We start from the raw sequence: 19,649 nt of genomic DNA on the forward strand, positions 1-19,649 counted from the left end.
GGATTACTCCTTAAAGTCAGTATCAGTAGCAGTTAAAGTCAACTCTTCAATATTCCAAAGCGGGCCGCCAAGGGCAGAGTGTTGTACCCCTTGAATTTTGTTGCGGACAGCCGCGAGGGAAAAATTATTTACAAGATAAATAAAAGGCAAATACTCAGAACCAATTTCTTGGGTACGGTCATAAATTTCCTTACGTTTCTCAAATTCCAGCTCCTGGGCAGCCTTGACATAGAGATCCGCAATCTCCTGTTCCCAATCACTGACCTGACGATCAGTAAGAGGCGTTGTGCCGGGACGAGCATTTTGATTAAACATGTGTAAATTGCCATCTATAGCCCAGACATTCGCCCCACTATTGGGTTCATTACCGCCAGTTAGGCCGAGGAGATGACATTCCCAATCAAGGGAGTTTGTCAGTTTATCCACAAGGATATTAAAGCCAATCGGAGTGTAGTCCACCTCCATGCCGATCGCCTCCAAATCCTGCTCGATCTGTGTGGCCATCGATTCACGGATCTTATTACCCGCGTTAGTGATGAGATTAAAGCGCACCTCATTGTTATTGATATCAAACAGCTTGCCTTGATCATCGTAATAAAAACCTTCAGCCTCTAGCAATGACCGGGCTTTTTCAGGATCGTAACCATAGCCTTCAATATTTTCATTAAAAAAAGGTGACTGGATCGATACGCCAGAATCCTGCGGCACACCCAAGCCCCGATAAATGTTGTTGACCATGCGATCGCGGTCGAGTGCGTAGGCGACAGCTTGGCGGAAATTGACATTATTGAACCAGACAGACTTGTAGGGTTCGACTAGCGGTTTGCCATCCCGTTTACCGGTATTGAGATTAAAGGCAATAAAACTTGTGCCGTAGCTAGGGCCGCCATTGTAAATGGTGAAGTTGCCGCGTTCTTCTTCTCTTTTAAGCAGAGAAAAATATTCGGGACTGACGCTGGTGACATCAAGATCACCGGAACGAAACTGTAGCAATGTGGTGTCTGTATTTGGCACAATTTGCCAGACTACTTTTTCGACATTGGGTTTTGGTGCATCCCAGTAGTGGGGGTTCGCTTTAAAAATAACCCTTTGACCAACGCCGTAACTGTCAATCTGATAGCGACCATTGACGACTAGTTCATTCAACGGTGTGCTAATCCCCCAAGTGTTGATAAACAGGGGATTACCTCCACTGTCTGAGGTTTCAATGGATTCCCTTAGGGCATGTTCCGGTAAGATTGGTAGTCCGATACTACTTAATATCGGCGCAAAGGGCTCGGACAGGGTAAAGCGCACTTGGCGATCGCCCACCTTAGCGACAGTCGGTAAAGTCCCTTCAACACCGATGCGGAGAATATCGCGGGAACTGGTGGGAATTTTGTCGTTGAGGTAAATATCGTTAAACGTAAACACCACATCATCAGCGGTGAGGGGTTCGCCATCAGACCATTTTAGATTTTCCCGCAGCGTAAAGGTGAGGTTTAATTTATCTTCAGAAAATTCCCACGACTCAGCAAGATGGGGTTCAAATTCTCCCGTTTCGGGATTTTGATCTAGCAGTCCTTCAAAGGTCAAACTAAAAACATTAGGCGACTCGGTGGATAGGGCCGGATTAAAGGTTTTCGGATCGCTGAGAATGCTCACGACAATCTGATTATCAGAGCCTGCACTCAAAAGTTGACCACTACAAGCTGTCAATACCGAGGGCAATGCCACCATCAGGGCGATCGCCATTACTATGCCCCACCACCGTAGAGTTTTGATACGCCGTAAAAAACTACTCTTCATCTTCGTATCGCTGTTCCCCATCGAGGCGACCTAACTCAAATACACCACAGCCGGCACAGGCCATGACACCCAAACTAATGGCCCAGCTATGGCCTAAGGATAATTCTACGATCCAATTAAATAGAATACCGAGCACCAAAAACGGCACAATACTGAGGAGAGATGCGGAAAAGGCACTTTTTAACTCACGAATTTCTTTATCTTTGTTGTATTCCTCTACCGAAAAATACAGCGATCGCTCTGCCCAATTCATCCAGCGTTCTAGCCCATCCGTAATGCCTTCACGCAAGGGGGCAATGCCGATATACAGCGCAAATGCCCATAGGCAAATTCCCGCGACGGTACTGGGGTCAAAGGGAATCTGAAACTGTAAAAACTCGCTAAGCATAGGTTGAGACAACAACAATAGAATCGTTTAAAGATTGTATCGATTGTCGTGGCTTTCGGCATCCTCACAGCGATGATTCCTTAGATTTGCATCCGGTTTCACGCTAGTTTTGGCCTTCGAGGAACTCAGCTGCAACATCGCTATCTACATCAAGGGGAACAAAATCAAAGCCTTTTTCAGAACGCTCATCCCTCACGACTTTGACAATTTTTAAAGAGTGTTGGCGATCGCCATTGTCCGAAAAAATAATTTCATCAGCAGCCCCTTGGGTCACGAAATCAGGATCAGCTAAAACAGCTTGCACAGCATGACGTTCATACTCCGCCGCTTCTTGCAGTCCCTTTAATAAAGCCCGGGTCGCATCATAGGCCATCGCGGTACGCCAGCTGACGTTTTCAATCCAGAGATCCCGCGAATCCACCGGGAATAAAGCCGAGGGATTGGTTAAAGCATGCCAAGGAACCGGCGCAACTAAGCCCAGACTGGCCTCAGCTTCAGCAGAGGTTTGCCAATCGTTATCAATCGCATCATCACCGGAAATTATTGGTAGGGCACGGTTATTTTTTTCGATGATTGCGACAGAATGGGGCGTGGTATATCGATCCAAGAGAAGGGCGATCGCCCCAACATTTTCTGCTGCCAAGATACTAAAGTCCTCGTCCACATCAAACCCTGGGCGATCAGCATCAATCACCACAACATCAGTGCCATCATGCTGCCCTAATTTATTGACAACAACCCTTTGCAACGAGCTACTGTAGGGACTTTTACTGCTATAGAACACCCCTAGTTTCCCAACCTGAAATTCATTGACAACATGGTCAACAATCGCCTCCCCAAAGTACAGGTTATTCGGCCCTGTTCGAAAAATAAAATCACCGATATTCGTCAAATCAGGTGCTGCAGCTGTATGGGTAATCATCACAAGACCCGCATCTTGATAAATCTGACCCGCTTCAAAACTCAGGGCGCTACTGTAATGACCGATCACGCCTAAAATTTCAGACGAGGCGACAAATTTATTCGCTAGGGCGATCGCCGATTCAACATTAGAATCATCATCACCAATGACAACCTTGAGATTATTCCCCTGTTCGATAAATTCCTTCTGAGCCTGAGCAACACCTTTTAAGATTTCCTTAGCGACACCGACTTCTAGATCATCAGCAAGATTCACAGTTACAGCAACCGTTAAATATTTGTCCTCCTGCCTCACCCGCGCATTATTCAAGTAAATTAACGCTTCGGGATCACGCTCAACAGATAAAGAATCCTGAAACAACCTTTCCGCTTCGCTATAGTTTCCCTCGCGATAGGCCACAATACCCGCATCCTTCAAAGGACTATGGTAATTTGCCAAAATTAATTGTTCTCCTTCGCTCACCCTTGCAGGACGATCAAAGTAAACAACAGACTCCGCTTCCGGCGATCGCCATAAAATCCCAGAGAGATCAGGCCGACCAAACAGTCCGATTGCCCCAACAACCGACAGAGCAACACCGAATAGTCCCCCTAGCCGCCAATCAAATTTCGAGCCTTTAAGCGCCATTTCCCACCTCAAATTGCGGCACAATACGCGAATAATTTGCCAAACTTTTGCTTTCCTTAACAGTAAAACAAGAAGATCTAATTGAAAAAAACAAAAAAATTGCCAGAAACCCACCTATTTTGGCCAATTTTTGAGTGCAGATACCTATAACTGCGCCAAGAGAAGTCTTATACTAAAAAGAACGTAAAATTCCAAGTCACAACTACGAGGTATTACCCGATCTGTGTTTATCCTCTCCGGCTATGAATACTTTCTGGGCTTTCTACTCGTCAGTAGCCTAGTCCCTGTCCTTGCCCTCACCGCTTCCAAGCTCCTACGACCGCGAGGTGGCGGCCCTGAGCGCAAAACTACCTACGAATCCGGCATGGAGCCCATTGGTGGTGCCTGGATTCAATTTAATATCCGCTATTACATGTTTGCCCTAGTTTTTGTGGTTTTTGATGTGGAAACAGTCTTCCTATATCCCTGGGCTGTTGCCTTTAACCAGCTCGGCCTTTTAGCTTTTGTTGAAGCACTCATCTTTATCGCAATTCTTGTCATTGCCCTTGTGTACGCCTGGAGAAAAGGAGCCTTAGAATGGTCATGAATTCCCCTGCTTTTGAACAACAACAAGCGGATAAGCTACTCAATCCCATGGGGCGATCGCAGATCACCCAAGACTTATCCGAAAACGTCATTCTCACCACAGTTGACGACCTCTACAACTGGGCAAGACTTTCTAGCCTATGGCCCCTACTATATGGAACAGCCTGCTGTTTTATCGAATTTGCAGCTCTCCTCGGCTCCCGCTTTGACTTCGACCGTTTTGGTTTAGTACCCCGTTCGAGTCCCCGTCAGGCAGACCTGATTATTGTGGCAGGGACAGTCACGATGAAAATGGCACCGGCACTTGTACGTCTTTACGAAGAAATGCCTGAGCCTAAATACGTGATTGCTATGGGGGCTTGTACGATTACTGGCGGTATGTTCAGTAGTGACTCCACCACAGCTGTACGTGGTGTTGACAAGCTCATTCCCGTTGATCTATACATTCCCGGTTGCCCACCTCGCCCGGAGGCGATTATTGATGCGATCGTGAAGCTCCGCAAAAAGGTTTCTAACGAGACCATTCAAGAGCGTTCTGTTTTAACGGAACAAACCCACCGCTACTACAGCACAACCCATAATATGAAGGTCGTTGAGCCGATTTTAACGGGCAATTATTTGGGACAAGATACTTGGAATAACCCCCCTGCCGAATTAACAGAAGCCATGGGCATGCCAGTACCCCCGGCATTATTGACATCAAAGCAAAAAGAGGAGGCCTAGCATGACAGAAGAGCAACAGACAAATACTGAAGAAACGGCGATCGTCGAAGCTGGTGCTGTTTCTCAACTTTTGTCAGAAAATGGCTTTGCCCATGATTCTTTAGAGCCGGATCATAGTGGTGTTGAAATCATCAAAGTGGATGCGGAGCTGCTTATTCCCCTTTGTACTGCGCTATATGCCTTTGGTTTTAATTATCTTCAATGCCAAGGTGCCTATGATATTGGTCCGGGTAAGGAGCTTGTCAGTTTTTACCATTTGACCAAGGTTAGTGATGATATGACTGACCCGGAAGAAGTTCGCATCAAGGTATTTTTGCCCCGTGAAAATCCGGTTTTACCTTCTGTTTACTGGATTTGGAAGGCTGCTGATTGGCAAGAGCGGGAATGCTATGACATGTTTGGCATTGTTTATGAGGGTCACCCTAATCTGAAGCGTATTTTGATGCCGGAAGATTGGATTGGTTGGCCGTTGCGCAAGGATTATGTTTCGCCGGAATTTTATGAGCTCCAGGATGCATATTAGGGTCTAATCTCGGCGCTTGTTAGTTTTTGGAATTTTGCAAAGCACCTCTGTGATGGGGGTGTTTTTTCTTGAACGTTTTTTTCAATGTTGGCTTTAGAGTTTGGTTATATTGGGACTTTGCAGGGATTCAAGGTAGCGTTCAATGAGCAGAATTGCGACAATGTCGTCGATGGGACGTGGGGGTAATCGCATACCTTTGGGTAGTAGTTTTTGTCTAAAGCTCGGCGGGAACATCTCCCAATATCTCTCCCGGGCTTCTAGGGTACTGTTGCGCTCGTTCACAAGGGCGATCGCCAATGGTGGAGAAATTTCGGTTTGTAAGCGCTGCTGCCATTGCTGTGCTGTTGTTTGATTTCCCATAATTAGTAATGAAAAATCATAGGTTTTACGGAGAGATTCCACCGTTTCTAGGACAGCATCGGCAAGAATGACTTCGTGGTAAAACAGGTTTGTGGCATCGTCCATTACTGCAACACCACATTTATCGCGTCCGGGGTCAAATCCTAAATATATGGTCATAGCAGCTAGTCTCTTGAGTTATCTTCAACTGTGATCAGCACCCCAAATCACAATGTTCAGCAATGGTTATTTCTATGGATACAGATTTAGCATGGCTGTAAGGGCAGATTCTTCTGCATATTGCTGTTATTTATCAACTTAGCGTCTAAATACGACTTTACCATTGCTTAGAGCTACAAGTTCGAGTTTTAAGGGGCCGGCGTTATCGGTGTCTTCCATGGCGATCGCCCGAATTTCAGTGACTGGTTCAAGGGACTCATTAATAGCATCGGCAAAGGCAATAATATGGCTAAGATCACCGTCTCTCACTTGGATATCACCCAGAATACCGGCTTGACGCGCTTGGAACTGCGCCGCCCCTAAAAGAAAATCAATGGGTTGACGGGCGGCTGTGGGGTTTTGGATGCTGAGGTTTTCTAGTGAAATGGCCGCAATCACCTCACCGGCATCAAAAACGTCTTCTCGCAAGACCGCATCAGCAAAGACTTGCACCTGACTTTCTCCCTGTAGATAATTACCGGCAGCTAACAAGCGTACGACGTAGTCACGTCCATCTTCAATTTCGTCAGCGAGATTTTGAACCTGTGTGTTGGTGATTTGTACCACTCGCTCATCAAAGTCAGGATTACGACCCCTTGTGGCCAAAATGGCATTGCGGTTTGCTTCCCGTAGTAGTTCATCTACGGCTTGATTGACCACGTCACGGTCTAAAATTCGTACGACACCAAAGGCTAATACTTGACCCGTTGTGAGGGCAACATTACCGCTGCGAAAATTGATGTAGCTGGCTTCTAAAATATCGATTTGTTCTTGTAATCGGAAGATCTGGGACTCGACATTTTGTAAAATTTGGTCTTTGTCGGCGATCGCCTGGTCAAGGCTGGCAATGGTCTGATCGCGACTATTAATTTCATTTTGTAGCCCTTGGCGCTGGGATTCGAGGGAGGCGATTTGGCTAGAACGCGCTTCAATAATCTCGTTTTGCTCACTCACCTTAGTCTGTAACATTTCACTTTGGGTCGCAAGCTGATCCCGCTGTGTCTTTAAATCCCGTTGCTCTGCCGCAAGCGCTTCAATCTCTTCCTCTAGAAGAGCGGCTTGATCCCGGAAAGTAGTGAGCTGGGACTGGGCCGTGGCAAACTTTGCTTCGATACCCTCTAGCTCAGTTTGAGCCGCCAATTGATCTTGGCGGGCTAAGTCTAGTTCTGCCTCGATTTGTTGCTTCGCATCAGTAATCTCCTCCAGTTCTTGGCGACGTTGCGCCAAAATTTTGTCCAACTGAAAGACCCCTTGGCGTAGGGACTTACTAAGACCAAATAGTAACCCTAATGTACTAGCAGCAATCACTGTACCCGTCATTACCGTGACCACTACGGCAGTTTGTTTGGGGCGTAAATTGAACAGGCTTAAGCGAGCCTTACCCACTTTGCTACCAAGGCGATCGCCCAAAGCCGCAAGGATACCGCCTAGTATCAAGACCGAAAATATCAGTACAAAAGCACTAGTCATTTAATGACACAAATTGTCTCACACCACAAATACAACCGTAACGTTATTACTGTAGCGTTAAGCGAACTGTTGGCTCAGATTTACTGGGTCATGCACTGTAATTTTTTTCTTATAAATCGAAATCATGTTTTTTTCGCGCAGTTCTCCGAGTAATCTCGTCACCGTTACCCGCGTTGACCCGATCGCTTCGGCGATCGCTTGGTGAGAGAGCTTCAGATCCACACGGATCCCCTCTTCCGTCGGCACCCCAAAATCGCGACAGAGAATTAACAGAAAACTCACCAAACGCGATCCCATGTCCCGGTGCGCTAAAGTCTCAATCATCATCTCCGTTTGTAAAATCCGCGAAGACAGTCCCCGCAGCATCAACATCGACAATTCAGGATGCTCCTGTAACGCCTTTTGTACCTGTTCAATCGGCGCAGACAAAAGCTCCACAGGCGTAAAGGCCACTGCGTGATAAAAACGATCCGACTTTTGACCCGTTAACAGGGACAACACACCAAACACACTATTTTCCCGGAGCAACGCCACCGTAATCTCTTCCCCAGCTTCATACACCCGGGAGAGACGCACCGCACCTTTTAATAAAAAATAAACCCGCTCAGCCGGGTCACCAGGAAAAAAAATCGTTTTACCGCGATCATAATTTTCAACAACGGGAGGAAATGGGCCACTGTGGAATTGTCGGAAAGCAGCAGCCAGATCAGTAATTTGATTCACGGGTAATTCAGGGACTTGATTCGGATAAAAATCGCTTTGGGCAGTATCAGAGTTATAGATCATAGACTCACATCTGGAAGGATATCCCCCATTCGGGAAAATACACTTACTGGTGGGGACTTTAGTATGACGATGAATTCTCTTAACTAAATCTTACTCTGGTATAGTACTTTGTAATTTTTGCTTCAAATTAATTATGGTTTTCAGGGCAATGTCTCTTGTGATTCTGAAGATTTTGCACTGTTTTGCCGTAAAGTAGCGAATGGCTAGGGGGTCTATTGGTGTAATGGGACTCGCTCTAGCTCGACCGAATTTTTAAGAAACTTGGGAACCTTTATGCTTGATCTAACTGGAAAAAACGCCCTTGTCACAGGGATTGCAAATAATAAATCTATTGCTTGGGGCATTGCGCAACAGCTCCACGCGGCAGGCGCAAACATTGGCGTAACTTATTTACCCGACGATAAAGGTCGTTTTGAGAAAAAAGTCGGCAAACTGGTTGAGCCCCTTAATCCCACGCTATTTCTGCCTTGTAATGTTCAGGACGATGAGCAGGTGGATCAAGTGTTTGAAGCGGTCAAACAAGATTGGGGTAAGCTCGATATCCTCATCCACTGTTTGGCTTTTGCCCACCGTGAAGATTTAACGGGTGAGTTTAGTGATACTTCCCGGGCTGGTTTCCAGACGGCTCTTGATATTAGTTCCTATTCTCTTACGCGTTTGGCTCGTGGTGCAAAGGAAGTCATGACGGATGGGGGGGCGATCGTCACCATGACTTATCTTGGTGGTGTCAAAGTGATTCCTAATTACAACGTGATGGGTGTGGCGAAGTCTGCGCTGGAAATGAGTGTTCGTTACCTTGCGGCGGATCTAGGCCCTAGTAATATTCGCGTCAATGGTATTTCTGCTGGCCCGATTCGGACGTTGGCTTCTTCGGCGGTGGGGGGCATTCTGGATATGATTCACCATGTGGAGGCGACTGCGCCTTTGCGACGGACGGTGACTCAAACGGAAGTGGGCAATACGGCGGCATTCCTTTGTAGTGATTTGTCTAGTGGCATCACGGGTCAGATTATTTATGTGGATTCTGGTTACGAAATTATGGGTATGTAGGGTCAGGTGTCAGTTATCAGTGACCAGATATCAGTGACCAGTTATCAGTGACCAGTTATCAGTGACCAGATATCAGTTTTTTTTGGGTTCCTCTAGGATGACTAGGGGGACTTTATTTTTCGTTAGGTAAAGATATGCCAGAAGAGTTTGTTCACATTTCGGTATTGCGGGAGGAGCTAGTTGATGGGCTGGATATTCGTGATGATGGGCATTATCTGGATGTGACGCTGGGTGGTGGTGGTCATACGGAACTGATTTTGCAACGATCGCCGACCTGTAGAGTGACAGCGGTGGATCGGGATGCGATGGCTATTGAAGCGGCTTCGGTGCGGTTAAAGGGATTTGGCGATCGCCTCAAGATTGTGCGGAGTAATTTTGCAGAATTCGAGCCTTTTGGTCAAAAGTTTGACGGGATCATTGCAGATCTAGGGGTGAGTTCGGCGCAATTTGATCAAGGCGATCGCGGCTTCAGTTTTCGGATGGATGCACCGTTGGATATGCGCATGGATCAGCGGCAAAATCTGTCGGCAGCAGATATCGTCAACCGTTATGGCGAAAAAGATTTGGCGGACATTTTTTATGAATATGGTGAAGAGCGTTTAGCGCGGAAAATTGCGAAAAAAATTGTTGATCAAAGACCGATTCACACCACAAAAGAATTAGAAAATATTGTTTTTTATACCTATCACCCCAAGGCTCGTAAGGGTCGACTACATCCGGCAACTAAAGTTTTTCAAGCACTACGCATTGCAGTCAATGGTGAACTAGAGGCATTAAAAGGTTTACTAGACAAAACGCCTCAATGGCTGAACCCCGGCGGCAAAATCGGTATTATTAGTTTTCACAGCCTCGAAGACCGCATTGTTAAAAATACCTTTCGGGGACATGATTTATTGCGAGTGGTCACAAAAAAACCCATTGTGGCGACGGCAGCGGAAATCAACAGAAATCCCCGCGCCCGCTCAGCAAAATTACGATTTGCAGAGGCCAAAGACATAACGGTAGAAACGTAGACATAGCAGAAAAAAAAAACTATTGTTGCCCCAGTAAAATTACAGACAATAATGCAATAATCAAAAATTTTTAGACTGCTTTAAATTGGCGGACGGTAAACGATGGGCGCAGATAAAACCAATTCTCAAACAGCGATTATTGTGGCCTCAATTACGGTGGTCGGCACATTAGGCGCTTCATTGTTTGCTAATTGACGTGAGTTTTGCTTAAGCATGCTCGGAAGTACGACGCGGCGAATGGGAGAGCGAGAGATCGGGAGATGTTTCTATGCCAACAATCCTACTAGCTTTCAAACAATGCAAATTTTCGTTGCTTCCCCGTGTCTTTCCCTCTCCGTGTCTCCTCTTCTCTAAAGAATTTTGGCTACATTCTTATCCATAACTGACGTTAATTGGGATAAAGTTTTTCCACCAAAAGAGTCGCCCTCTAGCTCGACTCCAACCGTCGAAGTGCCTGCACCAAATACCTCATCAGATTCCCCACCAACCCTAGAAACAACACCCATTAGCTCAGACGGTTTTGCAGGCTTTTGGTCGTCGGAGAAAGATGTGACGGCGCAATATTTGGTGGATATTATCTTAAAGTCAGACGGCACGAAACTATCTGGTGAATTGCAGAGTTTTAACCAAGCGGGTGAGGATCAGTCACCATCGTTCTCTATTGCAGGAGAGTTTACTGGGGAGCAAGGTACTGTGGAGATTTTTGATCAAAGTGGTGCTGCACTTGGTAAGGCTGAGCTGACGCTGGCAAATGGGGCTCTAGAGCTAAAGATGCTGGAAGCGGCAGGCCTTGTGCAAGAAACCGTCCCGACGCAGGCGACTTTGTATCCCATTGATGCGGCAGAATTTTAGTGAAATTTTCGAGGGGACTATTTCGGTATTTTCCCGGAGCGATCGCCGATTGTTTTGTTCTAAATTCAAAGTAGCAACAATTTTGGCAGAACAAATTTCATGGCACAGCATAAATTCGCGTTTGGTCTTTTAGTAAGCTGTCTAGTTACCGGTGCAGTCTCCCCAGAGGCGATCGCCGACGATACAAACCCCAACGTCATGTATGTGGCAAATATGGCAAAGATTCCCATGGGTGGTGTCAAAGCTTTGCAGGGGCTGGATGTACCGGTGGCCGTCTCGACCGCAGTTCCTGATGAGTTTTTCTTAAGAGAAATTGAGCTGGAGTTTGGCGACTGGGGTGGTACAACCTATCGCCTTATTTATGATGGCTATTACGATAATTCTTTGGTGAAAACTTGCTTTGCCATTGAAGGCACAAATGATGGTGTTGGTGGCTTAGCGTTAGGGAATGCGTCCTACAGCTTTGCTTCGTCAGTCTTCGGACGCGGCACGATTGAAGCGGGTTATTACGGTAGCTCGGAAAGCAGCACATTTCTTGGCGACTGGGTTGGTCGTGGTAATGGCTATTATCGTTTTGTGGGTGCTGGCGTTTATGACAGTCTTGCTGGTTGTGAAAACGTTTCTGTAGATCAGGCGATCGCCATTTCAGAGTCCTTGCAATATCTCCCCTAACTGGTGGAGATGGGGATAACAGTTGTCACTGCCCTCGTTTTTCTAAACATTGTTTTGCGCTTGAGCCAGACAATCACAATCGCCGCAACAATAAAAATAAATATGTCATAGGGTTGAGCGTCGGGCCAGATCGGGTTGTTGCACTGGAAATGAAAAATGGCAGGGAGCAAAATACTGCCGCGTGAGGTGTTAAATAATGGCGTGACAATCACGCTCAGGGCAATAGAACCCGCTAAAAAGGGCGTAAAGGACCAAGCACTTTGGGGTGTACCGCTCAACAGGAATGCAGGCAGATGCCAGAATCCCCAGATTATTCCCAAAATTAATGCTGCTCCTATGGGCGCGAACTTGCGTTGTAACAAAGGTAAAGCCAGTCCTCGCCAGCCAAATTCCTCAACTGGGCCAGTAATTATCGTCATAACTAAAGCGAGGATCAGTGACTGAAATGAGTCAAAGGGCAATGCTGTGGCGAAAAGATCACCTTTTAATGCAGAGCCGCCAAAAAATAGTAGTGGAACGCCGAAAATTAGAAAGAGATACCAAGATGGGGAGCAGCGCCAGAGGAACAATCGAGACAAATAACGTTGCAAGCCTTCTCGTCCGCTGTGAAAGGTGACGAGGATAAACGTGGCGATCGCCGGAGCCCAGACGGCCAAGATAAATAGGGGGTGTTGACCGCTCACTGCACCAAAAATCTCAGTTATCGGTTCAGAAAAAAAGATAAACAGCGCGAATAGCCCCCATGTTAAGCCGAAGGTCATCAGCAAAAACGGCACGAGGGAGACGAAAGGAATCTGATATTGTTGGTCAGCATTTGAGGGGCGAATATTCATGAAAAGTTCCCATCGAATTTGTGACAACGAAAGGGTTAAAACTGTCTCAGAGATTATTTAATGAGGCGATCGCCGCGCACCAAAAAACGCCCGTCAAAGCTCATGGGTAAAGGATCGCCAGAGAATGGGGTATTGGCTAAACCGGGTCGCTGGGCATGGATATGCAAGTGGGGTTCATTACTTGCCCCAGAGTTGCCCACTTCAGCAAGGCGATCGCCGACTTTCACATTCACCCCAGCCTGAACAGCAAGACTTTGTGGTCGAAAATGAGCCAATAAAATATCGATATCATCGCAGCGCAAAATGACATGATTTCCCGCGAGATTTTCCCTATCGACTTCAGGGATTTGCATATCTGGCAGATGATCAACCGCCTGAATAATTTGACCATCACAGGGGGCTAGCACGGGCTGACCATAAATCTTGTAAGCCGACAGATCACGAGGCAAAATTCCAGTGGCTCGCCAGCCAAATCGATCAATTTGGACAATATCCACTGCATAGCCATTGCCTCGATAGGCACGAAAACGCGGCACAGATTCATCCATGGTTTTGAGATGGGCATTAATCCGAATGTCGCTGCCACCATTGAGAATTAGATAATCTCCTCCGCGCAACGGGAAACTAAGGTTGACAGAGGGCAATGACGGTGGAAATTGTCCCAGCCAACTGCTTACGGCTTCATTCCCCGCAAATACGCCGAAAGCAACCAAGCTTGTCACGAGAACCCATCCCAGCCAATTTGATGGCATTTTTTGCGTCGGTTTATGCCATCGCCACCCAATCCCTAGGGCAATGATAAACAGCAATCCATAGAGATATGGTGTCCACCAAGGCGGCAAGATCCACAGACCCATATTGGCGATCGCCCACAAAACAGTGGCTGTAACGGCAGCCTGTAGCCAAAAACCCATCACATTACGAAGGGGGGCGATCGCCATCCAGACAATGAGCACCAAAGGTAATAAAACTTGTGTCAGCATTAGACCAGTGATCATAAAACCCCCATTAAATCCAAGAGTTACCACTCAAAATTTTTCTAAACGATCATCGCCCCAACCTTGAGAATCCTGCCCCAATTCACGCTTTAACGGTAGATGGCATTGTCAATAGTGCAACGGAAAAATTCCCCTTCTGACGCAAAGCGATCGCCGCCGAAAAACCAACCGATGCGGAGACGAGTGGGAATGGTGTAGCCCGAAAAAGTCTCGTTTTTTTCAACAATGCCGCCAAAATTCACATACCCATAAGTATCCCCGGCCGGATTTCCCCACCGTGCTAATTTCACACTTTCCAGCAGACCAACATGATTCACACTAAGGACAAGATGGGCTGGCTCCCCAAAAATTGTAAAGTTAGCCTGGGCGGTAGATTCATCCAAATCGAGCCATCCTATTTCCGGCTGACAGAGCACAGAGGGCAGCCACACCGCTTCGCCTTGCACTCGCCCAACCCCAGAACGGCTAACATCCTGACCCGATGCTTGCATTACGGGAAATAACCCCAACATTTTCCATTGCATACTACCCACACCGTCCACCAATCGATCCGCTCCCCAAATGGGCAAACCTTTCATCCAAGTGGTAGCTCGCCAAACCATACCCCGCTGCCAATGGATCACTTCTTCCCCTTTAAAGGGATGCCATTGTTGCCCTAACTTGATTTCACCATGCATCCATAATCTGACCGCAGAGGCTAGTGGTTTGTCAGCGATAGTATTGCGCAGCTGGGGGCTGATGGCAGTTTCAAGATAGCGTTTGGCAACGGGTGGGAGGTTAGTTAAAAAGTCAGGGTCAAAGGGGCGATCATGAATAAGTGGCGATCGCCATAAATCCTCCATTGAAACCAGTTTAGTATTAGCCATCATTTCAGCCTTAGAGACCTCCAGTTAAGGATATTTCTAAACCTTTGATTAATCCGTCCTAATGTTTTATCAACTTAGCTCTACTCACACAATTCTCTTAGAAATCCAGCCAAAACAACTCAAAAAATCTTCAGAATACCTCCAAAGAGAGAGTCAACTCATCCCAGTATATTCAAGCAATAGAAACCAACACGAAATAATCTCATTCTCTTGGTGGAGAAATATCCAACTACAGTTTAATCATTTAATCTTTACTGCTTCACTTTCATTCTATCCCCAAAAAATAATCTTCTTGGGTTTTTGTAGATCAAAACTTATTTCTTGGTATAATTTCTTAAATATTATAAAGTCAATCAAGCTTGTCTCAAAATAATGAACCAGCCTCAATTTTTAACCGAAGACGAATCCCTTAGCGTTGATGCCGCATTATTATCAAGCCCTGAAAAATTCTTAGCTCGTCTCACTATTTCCTCCCACCGTCTGCTCACAATTATTGCTAAAGACTATGATTGTGCCATGGGAGAATTAGAATATGCGCAGATTATTGCGTGGTTTGAGCAGGATAGTAAAACCCGTCGTGAAGAGGGAGTCGATGCGGCCGTCCTGAAGTGGTAGAGTGAGGGCGCTCAATGCAGATAGTCATCCAACGACGATCGCGCTCGAATCTTTGATTTCCTCTCCCTGCCATATCTTTTTAGACGCTTGCGACGAAGAACTAGAAGCAGCAAGCTAAGATGGACAAACTTTTCGGGGATTTTGCTAAAGTTTATCACTCTTTTATCACTTCAAATATCATCGTAATACTGAGATTCTAAAGATTCAATGTTTATCCTTTGACCCGGAGAATGTTGACTATGGTGATGGTGAGGCGAAAACGGCTGAGGCTTTTATTCAAAAATGCGGTCAGCTTCTGGAGCAGGCAAATTGTTCTTCTTTTCGAAAGCCATACTTTAGGAAGCCTTTGCCATAGAGTTTTTAATTTCTTTCAAAATAGATGTGAATTTTTATGAGTTTGTTGAGGTGATTTTTTATTGTCAGGGGGATATTTTTTCAGGGGGTTAAATCCAAAAAAATTTTTAGAGAAATCAGCAAATATATTGATATTTACGAACGGGCTGTCTTGCTTATTTGGTTTAAATTAACTGATTATTTTAAGCGCAAAAATATTGATGTTAGTAGGTTGTTTTTTAAGCTGGGGGAAATCCATATTTTTATGTCTAAAAATATCTCTAAAAAAGATATTGAGTTTATTTTGCCAAATGTTGCAGTGGGTATGTGGCTTTGGGACAAGTTGCTGTTTTGAATGCTGGCGATCGCCGCGGGTGTGCTGACTGTTTTGAAGATTATTCCGCAGTTTACTTTGATGATGGGCGTGATTTTATTTGTGCTGTTTATGGCAAAGTTTCTAAACTTTTGGGCAGGAACATCTAACCTTGCAAACCACGGATATAGGCTTGGGTTAGTGGATCCTTGGGTTGTTCAAAAAATTCCGCTGTGGGGCTGACTTCGATCAGTTTGCCACAATGATCCTGAGTCCAGAAAAGTGCCGTTTGGTGGGCAATGCGTTTGGCTTGGGCAAGGTTGTGGGTGACGATCACAATGGTGTGGCGATCGCCTAATTCCCGAATCAAATCTTCAATCACTTGAGTCGAAATCGGATCGAGGGCACTGCAAGGTTCATCCATTAAAATCACTTCTGGTTTGAGGGCAAGGGTACGGGCTAAACACAGCCGCTGTTGTTGCCCACCGGATAATCGCAACGCACTGCGTTTAAGGCAGTCTTTCACCTCATCCCACAGTCCCACAGCTTTGAGGCTAGATTCGATGCAGTGGTCAATGTCAGTACGCTGTTTGTAGCCATGTTCGCGCAGTGGAAAGGCGAGGTTTTTATAAATTGAAAAGGGAAAGGGATTCGGTTGCTGGAAGAGCATGCCCACCCGACGACGCAACGCAATGACATCGAGCTTTGGGTCAAAAATATTTTGTCCGGCAAGGAAAGCTTTGCCTGAAATAGAGCATTGAGCCGTTAAGTCACACAGACGATTTAGACAGGTCAAAAAGCTACTTTTTCCTGACCCCGACGGCCCGACGATCGCCGTAATTTTTTGGGCAGGAATTTCTAGAGAAATATCTTGAAACGCTATTTTTTCACCATATTGTAGGCTAAGTCGCTCCGTTCGCATGGACACAGGACGATGAGCAAGTTTTGACGGCGGCTGGAGAGTGGTCATCGATAATTTTTTTTTGAGCAAGTTTTTAGTGTTTTTAAAATTTGAGGTGGCGGCGCATCCAGTAGTTACCCAGCAAACTAGTGCCGCCGTTAATCAGTAAAAGTAGCAAAATCAAGATAGTTGCTGTGCCGTAGGCGTTCCCATTGCCATTGGAAATATTCATCGCCAAATCGTAAATATGAATCGACAAACTGCGACCTGAATCGAGCCATGATGTGGGCATGCGATCCACATAGCCACTGGTGAAAATTAACGCAGCAGTTTCGGCGATCGCCCGACCGAGACCAAGGGTAAATCCCACAATTAAACCGGGAGTCGCAGCGGGTAAAACTAAATACCATAGCGTTTTTACTTGGGAAATGCCGAGGGATGCAGCACTCAGACGATAGGAACGGGGTACGGCGCGCAAACCTTCCTCTGTCGAGCGAATTAGGAGGGGTAATACCATGCAGGCAAGGGTCAAGCCGCCCGCCAAAATTGAAAAACCGAACCCCAACATTTTCACAAATAACGCATTACCAAACAGCCCAAACACGATAGATGGCACTCCGGCCAGAATATCTAAACTGCGTCGAATTAATCGGCCAAAGTTTGAGTCGGCATCGCTAAATTCTGCCAAAAGCATTGCTGTACCAACTCCTAACGGCAACGACACACCCATACAAATCAGCAAAATATACACAGTCGAAATGAGGATTGGCGCAATGCCTCCATCTCGACCAGAATCAATGGGGGCAGCAGTGACAAATTGCCAGTTAAGTTGTCCTAGGCCATGCCAAAAAATATCCCCAATAATCCAGAGAAAAAGGCTTGTAATTCCTAGCGGGATTAACCAGATTAAAAAAGAAAATAGGCGATCGCCCCACCGCAGATTAACCATGATTTTTTTCCTCCATTACCACCCAATCCGCCACCAAAATCAGGGACATAACCACAGCCATCAAACACAAACCACTGACAAACAAAGCCGCCCGGTGGTCATCAAGGGCATAGGCCATTTCGAGGGCAATATTCGCCGTGAGGGTTCGCACCGGATCGAAAACACTGGTAGGTATATTCACTACATTGCCACAGACCATCAGCACTGCCATTGTTTCCCCCAAAGCTCGCCCTGTTGCTAAAATCCCGGCCGTCACTAAACCTGATTTTGCGGCAGGAATCGCCACCCCCCAAATCATGCCCCGCCGCGAAATACCGAGAGCCTTTGCGCCCCGGAGATAGCTGGTCGGCACTTTCCCTAGGCTTGCATCAGCAATCAGCGCTACTGTCGGCAAAATCATTAACGCCAAAATTACAATGCCTGCTAAAAGACTGGTTCCCGGCGATCGCACCTGATTAATCAGCGGCACGAGCACCACCAATCCCCAAAAGCCGTAGACCACCGACGGGATTCCGGCGAGTAATTCCAACAGGCGACGGTAGAGATTTGCAAGAAATTTCGGCGCGTAAAATTGACAAAAAACTGCTGACAAAATCCCTAACGGCAAGGCAACGGCGATCGCCCCCACCGTCGTCCAGAGCGTCCCCAAAATCATCGGTAGAATATTGAACTGACCCGTAGTCGGTTGCCATCTTTCGTCACTGACAAAAACCGTCCATCCATAACTTTGCAAAATGGGCAAAGATTCTCGCAGTAAAAACAGCAGAATTAAAAAAACTAAAATCCCTGAAATCAATCCCGTGACGCGCAACACCCACAGCAGAATTTTGTCGCTATTAAGATTGCGGTTGTTTCGTTTGAGATTGAGCCGTGTGGACATCGAGGGGGACGAGACTTTGGGCTTTAACCACGTCATAGGCTTGGGGCGATCGCGCAAATTCGATAAAGTCTTGGGCTAATTCGGAGGGTTGGTCTTGGCTCACCAAATTTAACGTACGAGCGAGGGGAAAACTGCCATTTTGCACATTTTCTGTGGAGGCAACAACGCCATCCATGGCCAAAAGTTTAATGGGTGTTCCCGCTGCAATTTCCTGTTCCGCCGCACCGATGGATACATAGCCAATGGCATTAGGATTGCCCGCCACCGTTTTAATGCCCTGTTGATTGTCGCCAATCACCACATCCGCTTGAATGGAACCATTATCCAGCTCGAAATGGTCTAAAAATAACTCTAGTGTTGATCGCCCTTCCGCTTTATTCACCACCGTAATTTTTCCATCATTACCACCTAAGCCCTGCCAATTATTTTCCCCATCAAGGAAAATCGCCGCGACTTCTTCATTGTTTAAAGCATCAATGGGATTATCCGCATGGACGATCATCGCTAACCCATCCTTGGCGATCGCCCAATCCTGAAACTCAGTTTTTTCCTCAGGTTTTAGATCACGGGAAACCATCCCCAAATCATTTAACCCCACCGTCGCATCAGAAAACCCACGAGAAGAACCACCCGTTTGCACATCCACCCGAATACCGGGATTCGCCGCTTCAAACTTTTTCCCCAATTCATTAACAAGGGGCGCAACAGTACTTGATCCCGTCAACACTAATTTTGTTTGTTCTGTAGTTCTAGACTGCCCACAAGCCACAAAACTGAGGCTCAAACCCGTCACCAATACTGTTTTCCAAAAGCATGCCATAGCAACATTTTCCAAATTTGCGTCAACTCACTCTTTATCATCACAGTTAATCCTGAAAACTTAATGAGACTTCTCTAAAAACTTAAAAAATCAGAGCTTTTTTGATTGAAATAAGTATTAAATCAATAAAACTCGATAACATCAAAAAATATCGATGTTTTTAGTGAAAAACGAGGCGATCGCC

21 protein-coding genes are annotated in these 19,649 nt (G+C 46.2%); 8 read left to right on the forward strand and 13 right to left on the reverse strand.

The features are described 5' to 3' along the window. Positions 1 to 3: 3 nt before the first annotated feature. The 3 genes from NIES208_RS01770 to NIES208_RS01780 all read right to left on the reverse strand — a co-directional run bounded on the left by NIES208_RS01770 (position 4) and on the right by NIES208_RS01780 (position 3,725). Complete coding sequence (locus tag NIES208_RS01770; RefSeq protein ID WP_075889096.1) at positions 4 to 1,788, reverse strand: ABC transporter substrate-binding protein; 1,785 nt, start codon at positions 1,786 to 1,788, stop codon at positions 4 to 6. Continuing rightward, the gene (locus NIES208_RS01775; protein ID WP_075889098.1) at positions 1,778 to 2,176 is read right to left on the reverse strand and encodes a hypothetical protein; all 399 of its coding nucleotides are present in this window, start codon (positions 2,174 to 2,176) and stop codon (positions 1,778 to 1,780) included. The genes NIES208_RS01770 and NIES208_RS01775 overlap by 11 nt, the downstream gene beginning before the upstream one ends. A gap of 103 nt (positions 2,177 to 2,279) precedes the next feature. Further along, positions 2,280 to 3,725, reverse strand: coding sequence for an ABC transporter substrate-binding protein (locus NIES208_RS01780; protein ID WP_139324960.1), 1,446 nt, complete (start codon positions 3,723 to 3,725; stop codon positions 2,280 to 2,282). Between the two features lie 223 nt (positions 3,726 to 3,948). On the opposite strand from NIES208_RS01780, the gene ndhC reads away from it, so the two are divergent. Genes ndhC through NIES208_RS01795 form a run of 3 tightly spaced genes read left to right on the forward strand, consistent with a single transcriptional unit; the run spans position 3,949 to position 5,556 of the window. Next, positions 3,949 to 4,311: a photosynthetic/respiratory NAD(P)H-quinone oxidoreductase subunit C gene (ndhC, locus tag NIES208_RS01785; RefSeq protein ID WP_075889102.1), complete on the forward strand. Its 363-nt coding sequence runs from the start codon at positions 3,949 to 3,951 to the stop codon at positions 4,309 to 4,311. Continuing rightward, a complete protein-coding gene (gene ndhK / locus NIES208_RS01790) occupies positions 4,302 to 5,033 on the forward strand; it encodes a photosynthetic/respiratory NAD(P)H-quinone oxidoreductase subunit K (RefSeq protein WP_075889104.1) in 732 nt (243 codons plus the stop codon). The genes ndhC and ndhK overlap by 10 nt, the downstream gene beginning before the upstream one ends. Position 5,034: 1 nt before the next feature. Beyond that, positions 5,035 to 5,556: an NAD(P)H-quinone oxidoreductase subunit J gene (locus NIES208_RS01795; RefSeq protein ID WP_075889106.1), complete on the forward strand. Its 522-nt coding sequence runs from the start codon at positions 5,035 to 5,037 to the stop codon at positions 5,554 to 5,556. Between the two features lie 93 nt (positions 5,557 to 5,649). On the opposite strand, the gene NIES208_RS01800 is transcribed toward NIES208_RS01795, so the two are convergent. The 3 genes from NIES208_RS01800 to ntcA form a co-directional block, all read right to left on the reverse strand. Further along, the gene (locus NIES208_RS01800) at positions 5,650 to 6,075 is read right to left on the reverse strand and encodes a pre-16S rRNA-processing nuclease YqgF (RefSeq protein ID WP_075889108.1); all 426 of its coding nucleotides are present in this window, start codon (positions 6,073 to 6,075) and stop codon (positions 5,650 to 5,652) included. Positions 6,076 to 6,213: 138 nt separating this feature from the next. Beyond that, complete coding sequence (locus tag NIES208_RS01805) at positions 6,214 to 7,584, reverse strand: DUF3084 domain-containing protein (protein ID WP_075889110.1); 1,371 nt, start codon at positions 7,582 to 7,584, stop codon at positions 6,214 to 6,216. 57 nt (positions 7,585 to 7,641) lie between these two features. Beyond that, entirely contained in the window at positions 7,642 to 8,370 is a 729-nt protein-coding gene (gene ntcA / locus NIES208_RS01810; RefSeq protein WP_225875225.1) for a global nitrogen regulator NtcA, read from the reverse strand. Between the two features lie 273 nt (positions 8,371 to 8,643). Between ntcA and fabI the strand changes: the two genes are divergently transcribed. The 4 genes from fabI (at position 8,644) to NIES208_RS01830 (ending at position 11,957) form a co-directional block, all read left to right on the forward strand. Then, positions 8,644 to 9,420 carry an enoyl-ACP reductase FabI gene (gene fabI, locus NIES208_RS01815; RefSeq protein ID WP_075889112.1) on the forward strand — a complete coding sequence of 259 codons (777 nt, stop codon included), beginning with the start codon at positions 8,644 to 8,646 and terminating at the stop codon, positions 9,418 to 9,420. Between the two features lie 134 nt (positions 9,421 to 9,554). Then, entirely contained in the window at positions 9,555 to 10,433 is an 879-nt protein-coding gene (gene rsmH / locus NIES208_RS01820) for a 16S rRNA (cytosine(1402)-N(4))-methyltransferase RsmH (RefSeq protein WP_075889114.1), read from the forward strand. Between the two features lie 360 nt (positions 10,434 to 10,793). Further along, the gene (locus tag NIES208_RS18455) at positions 10,794 to 11,285 is read left to right on the forward strand and encodes a hypothetical protein (protein ID WP_139324961.1); all 492 of its coding nucleotides are present in this window, start codon (positions 10,794 to 10,796) and stop codon (positions 11,283 to 11,285) included. A gap of 99 nt (positions 11,286 to 11,384) precedes the next feature. Continuing rightward, positions 11,385 to 11,957, forward strand: a complete 573-nt coding sequence (locus tag NIES208_RS01830) for a hypothetical protein (RefSeq protein ID WP_075889118.1) — start codon at positions 11,385 to 11,387, stop codon at positions 11,955 to 11,957. Here the strand turns inward: NIES208_RS01830 and NIES208_RS01835 are convergent. From NIES208_RS01835 to NIES208_RS01845, 3 genes are all read right to left on the reverse strand, one after another. Beyond that, positions 11,954 to 12,790, reverse strand: coding sequence for a CPBP family intramembrane glutamic endopeptidase (locus tag NIES208_RS01835; RefSeq protein ID WP_075889119.1), 837 nt, complete (start codon positions 12,788 to 12,790; stop codon positions 11,954 to 11,956). The genes NIES208_RS01830 and NIES208_RS01835 overlap by 4 nt on opposite strands. Positions 12,791 to 12,843: 53 nt before the next feature. Next, the gene (locus NIES208_RS01840; protein WP_075889181.1) at positions 12,844 to 13,788 is read right to left on the reverse strand and encodes a M23 family metallopeptidase; all 945 of its coding nucleotides are present in this window, start codon (positions 13,786 to 13,788) and stop codon (positions 12,844 to 12,846) included. 89 nt (positions 13,789 to 13,877) lie between these two features. Beyond that, a complete protein-coding gene (locus tag NIES208_RS01845) occupies positions 13,878 to 14,654 on the reverse strand; it encodes a DUF6920 family protein (RefSeq protein WP_084176500.1) in 777 nt (258 codons plus the stop codon). 372 nt (positions 14,655 to 15,026) lie between these two features. Between NIES208_RS01845 and NIES208_RS01850 the strand changes: the two genes are divergently transcribed. Then, complete coding sequence (locus NIES208_RS01850) at positions 15,027 to 15,269, forward strand: hypothetical protein (RefSeq protein WP_075889123.1); 243 nt, start codon at positions 15,027 to 15,029, stop codon at positions 15,267 to 15,269. Between the two features lie 812 nt (positions 15,270 to 16,081). Here NIES208_RS01850 and NIES208_RS01860 read toward each other — a convergent pair. Genes NIES208_RS01860 through NIES208_RS01875 form a run of 4 tightly spaced genes read right to left on the reverse strand, consistent with a single transcriptional unit; the run spans position 16,082 to position 19,465 of the window. Further along, positions 16,082 to 16,885, reverse strand: a complete 804-nt coding sequence (locus NIES208_RS01860; RefSeq protein WP_075889127.1) for a phosphate ABC transporter ATP-binding protein — start codon at positions 16,883 to 16,885, stop codon at positions 16,082 to 16,084. Positions 16,886 to 16,919: 34 nt separating this feature from the next. Beyond that, positions 16,920 to 17,765 (reverse strand): phosphate ABC transporter permease PstA, encoded by an 846-nt coding sequence (gene pstA, locus NIES208_RS01865; RefSeq protein WP_075889129.1) that lies wholly within the window; start codon positions 17,763 to 17,765, stop codon positions 16,920 to 16,922. Further along, entirely contained in the window at positions 17,758 to 18,645 is an 888-nt protein-coding gene (pstC, locus tag NIES208_RS01870; protein ID WP_075889131.1) for a phosphate ABC transporter permease subunit PstC, read from the reverse strand. The genes pstA and pstC overlap by 8 nt, the downstream gene beginning before the upstream one ends. Next, complete coding sequence (locus tag NIES208_RS01875; protein ID WP_075889133.1) at positions 18,602 to 19,465, reverse strand: phosphate ABC transporter substrate-binding protein; 864 nt, start codon at positions 19,463 to 19,465, stop codon at positions 18,602 to 18,604. The genes pstC and NIES208_RS01875 overlap by 44 nt, the downstream gene beginning before the upstream one ends. Positions 19,466 to 19,649: the final 184 nt, after the last annotated feature.

The organism is [Limnothrix rosea] IAM M-220 (assembly GCF_001904615.1).
Lineage (GTDB): Bacteria > Cyanobacteriota > Cyanobacteriia > Cyanobacteriales > MRBY01 > MRBY01.

What these genes read in the sequence shown, in the direction of transcription:
- NIES208_RS01770 (WP_075889096.1), bottom strand. Translation starts at nt 1,788, where the DNA reads ATGAAGAGTAGTTTTTTACGGCGTATCAAAACTCTACGGTGGTGGGGC.
- NIES208_RS01775 (WP_075889098.1), bottom strand. Translation starts at nt 2,176, where the DNA reads ATGCTTAGCGAGTTTTTACAGTTTCAGATTCCCTTTGACCCCAGTACC.
- NIES208_RS01780 (WP_139324960.1), bottom strand. Translation starts at nt 3,725, where the DNA reads ATGGCGCTTAAAGGCTCGAAATTTGATTGGCGGCTAGGGGGACTATTC.
- ndhK (WP_075889104.1), top strand. Translation starts at nt 4,302, where the DNA reads ATGGTCATGAATTCCCCTGCTTTTGAACAACAACAAGCGGATAAGCTA.
- NIES208_RS01795 (WP_075889106.1), top strand. Translation starts at nt 5,035, where the DNA reads ATGACAGAAGAGCAACAGACAAATACTGAAGAAACGGCGATCGTCGAA.
- NIES208_RS01800 (WP_075889108.1), bottom strand. Translation starts at nt 6,075, where the DNA reads ATGACCATATATTTAGGATTTGACCCCGGACGCGATAAATGTGGTGTT.
- NIES208_RS01805 (WP_075889110.1), bottom strand. Translation starts at nt 7,584, where the DNA reads ATGACTAGTGCTTTTGTACTGATATTTTCGGTCTTGATACTAGGCGGT.
- ntcA (WP_225875225.1), bottom strand. Translation starts at nt 8,370, where the DNA reads ATGATCTATAACTCTGATACTGCCCAAAGCGATTTTTATCCGAATCAA.
- fabI (WP_075889112.1), top strand. Translation starts at nt 8,644, where the DNA reads ATGCTTGATCTAACTGGAAAAAACGCCCTTGTCACAGGGATTGCAAAT.
- rsmH (WP_075889114.1), top strand. Translation starts at nt 9,555, where the DNA reads ATGCCAGAAGAGTTTGTTCACATTTCGGTATTGCGGGAGGAGCTAGTT.
- NIES208_RS01830 (WP_075889118.1), top strand. Translation starts at nt 11,385, where the DNA reads ATGGCACAGCATAAATTCGCGTTTGGTCTTTTAGTAAGCTGTCTAGTT.
- NIES208_RS01835 (WP_075889119.1), bottom strand. Translation starts at nt 12,790, where the DNA reads ATGAATATTCGCCCCTCAAATGCTGACCAACAATATCAGATTCCTTTC.
- NIES208_RS01840 (WP_075889181.1), bottom strand. Translation starts at nt 13,788, where the DNA reads ATGATCACTGGTCTAATGCTGACACAAGTTTTATTACCTTTGGTGCTC.
- NIES208_RS01845 (WP_084176500.1), bottom strand. Translation starts at nt 14,654, where the DNA reads ATGGCTAATACTAAACTGGTTTCAATGGAGGATTTATGGCGATCGCCA.
- NIES208_RS01850 (WP_075889123.1), top strand. Translation starts at nt 15,027, where the DNA reads ATGAACCAGCCTCAATTTTTAACCGAAGACGAATCCCTTAGCGTTGAT.
- NIES208_RS01860 (WP_075889127.1), bottom strand. Translation starts at nt 16,885, where the DNA reads ATGACCACTCTCCAGCCGCCGTCAAAACTTGCTCATCGTCCTGTGTCC.
- pstA (WP_075889129.1), bottom strand. Translation starts at nt 17,765, where the DNA reads ATGGTTAATCTGCGGTGGGGCGATCGCCTATTTTCTTTTTTAATCTGG.
- pstC (WP_075889131.1), bottom strand. Translation starts at nt 18,645, where the DNA reads ATGTCCACACGGCTCAATCTCAAACGAAACAACCGCAATCTTAATAGC.
- NIES208_RS01875 (WP_075889133.1), bottom strand. Translation starts at nt 19,465, where the DNA reads ATGGCATGCTTTTGGAAAACAGTATTGGTGACGGGTTTGAGCCTCAGT.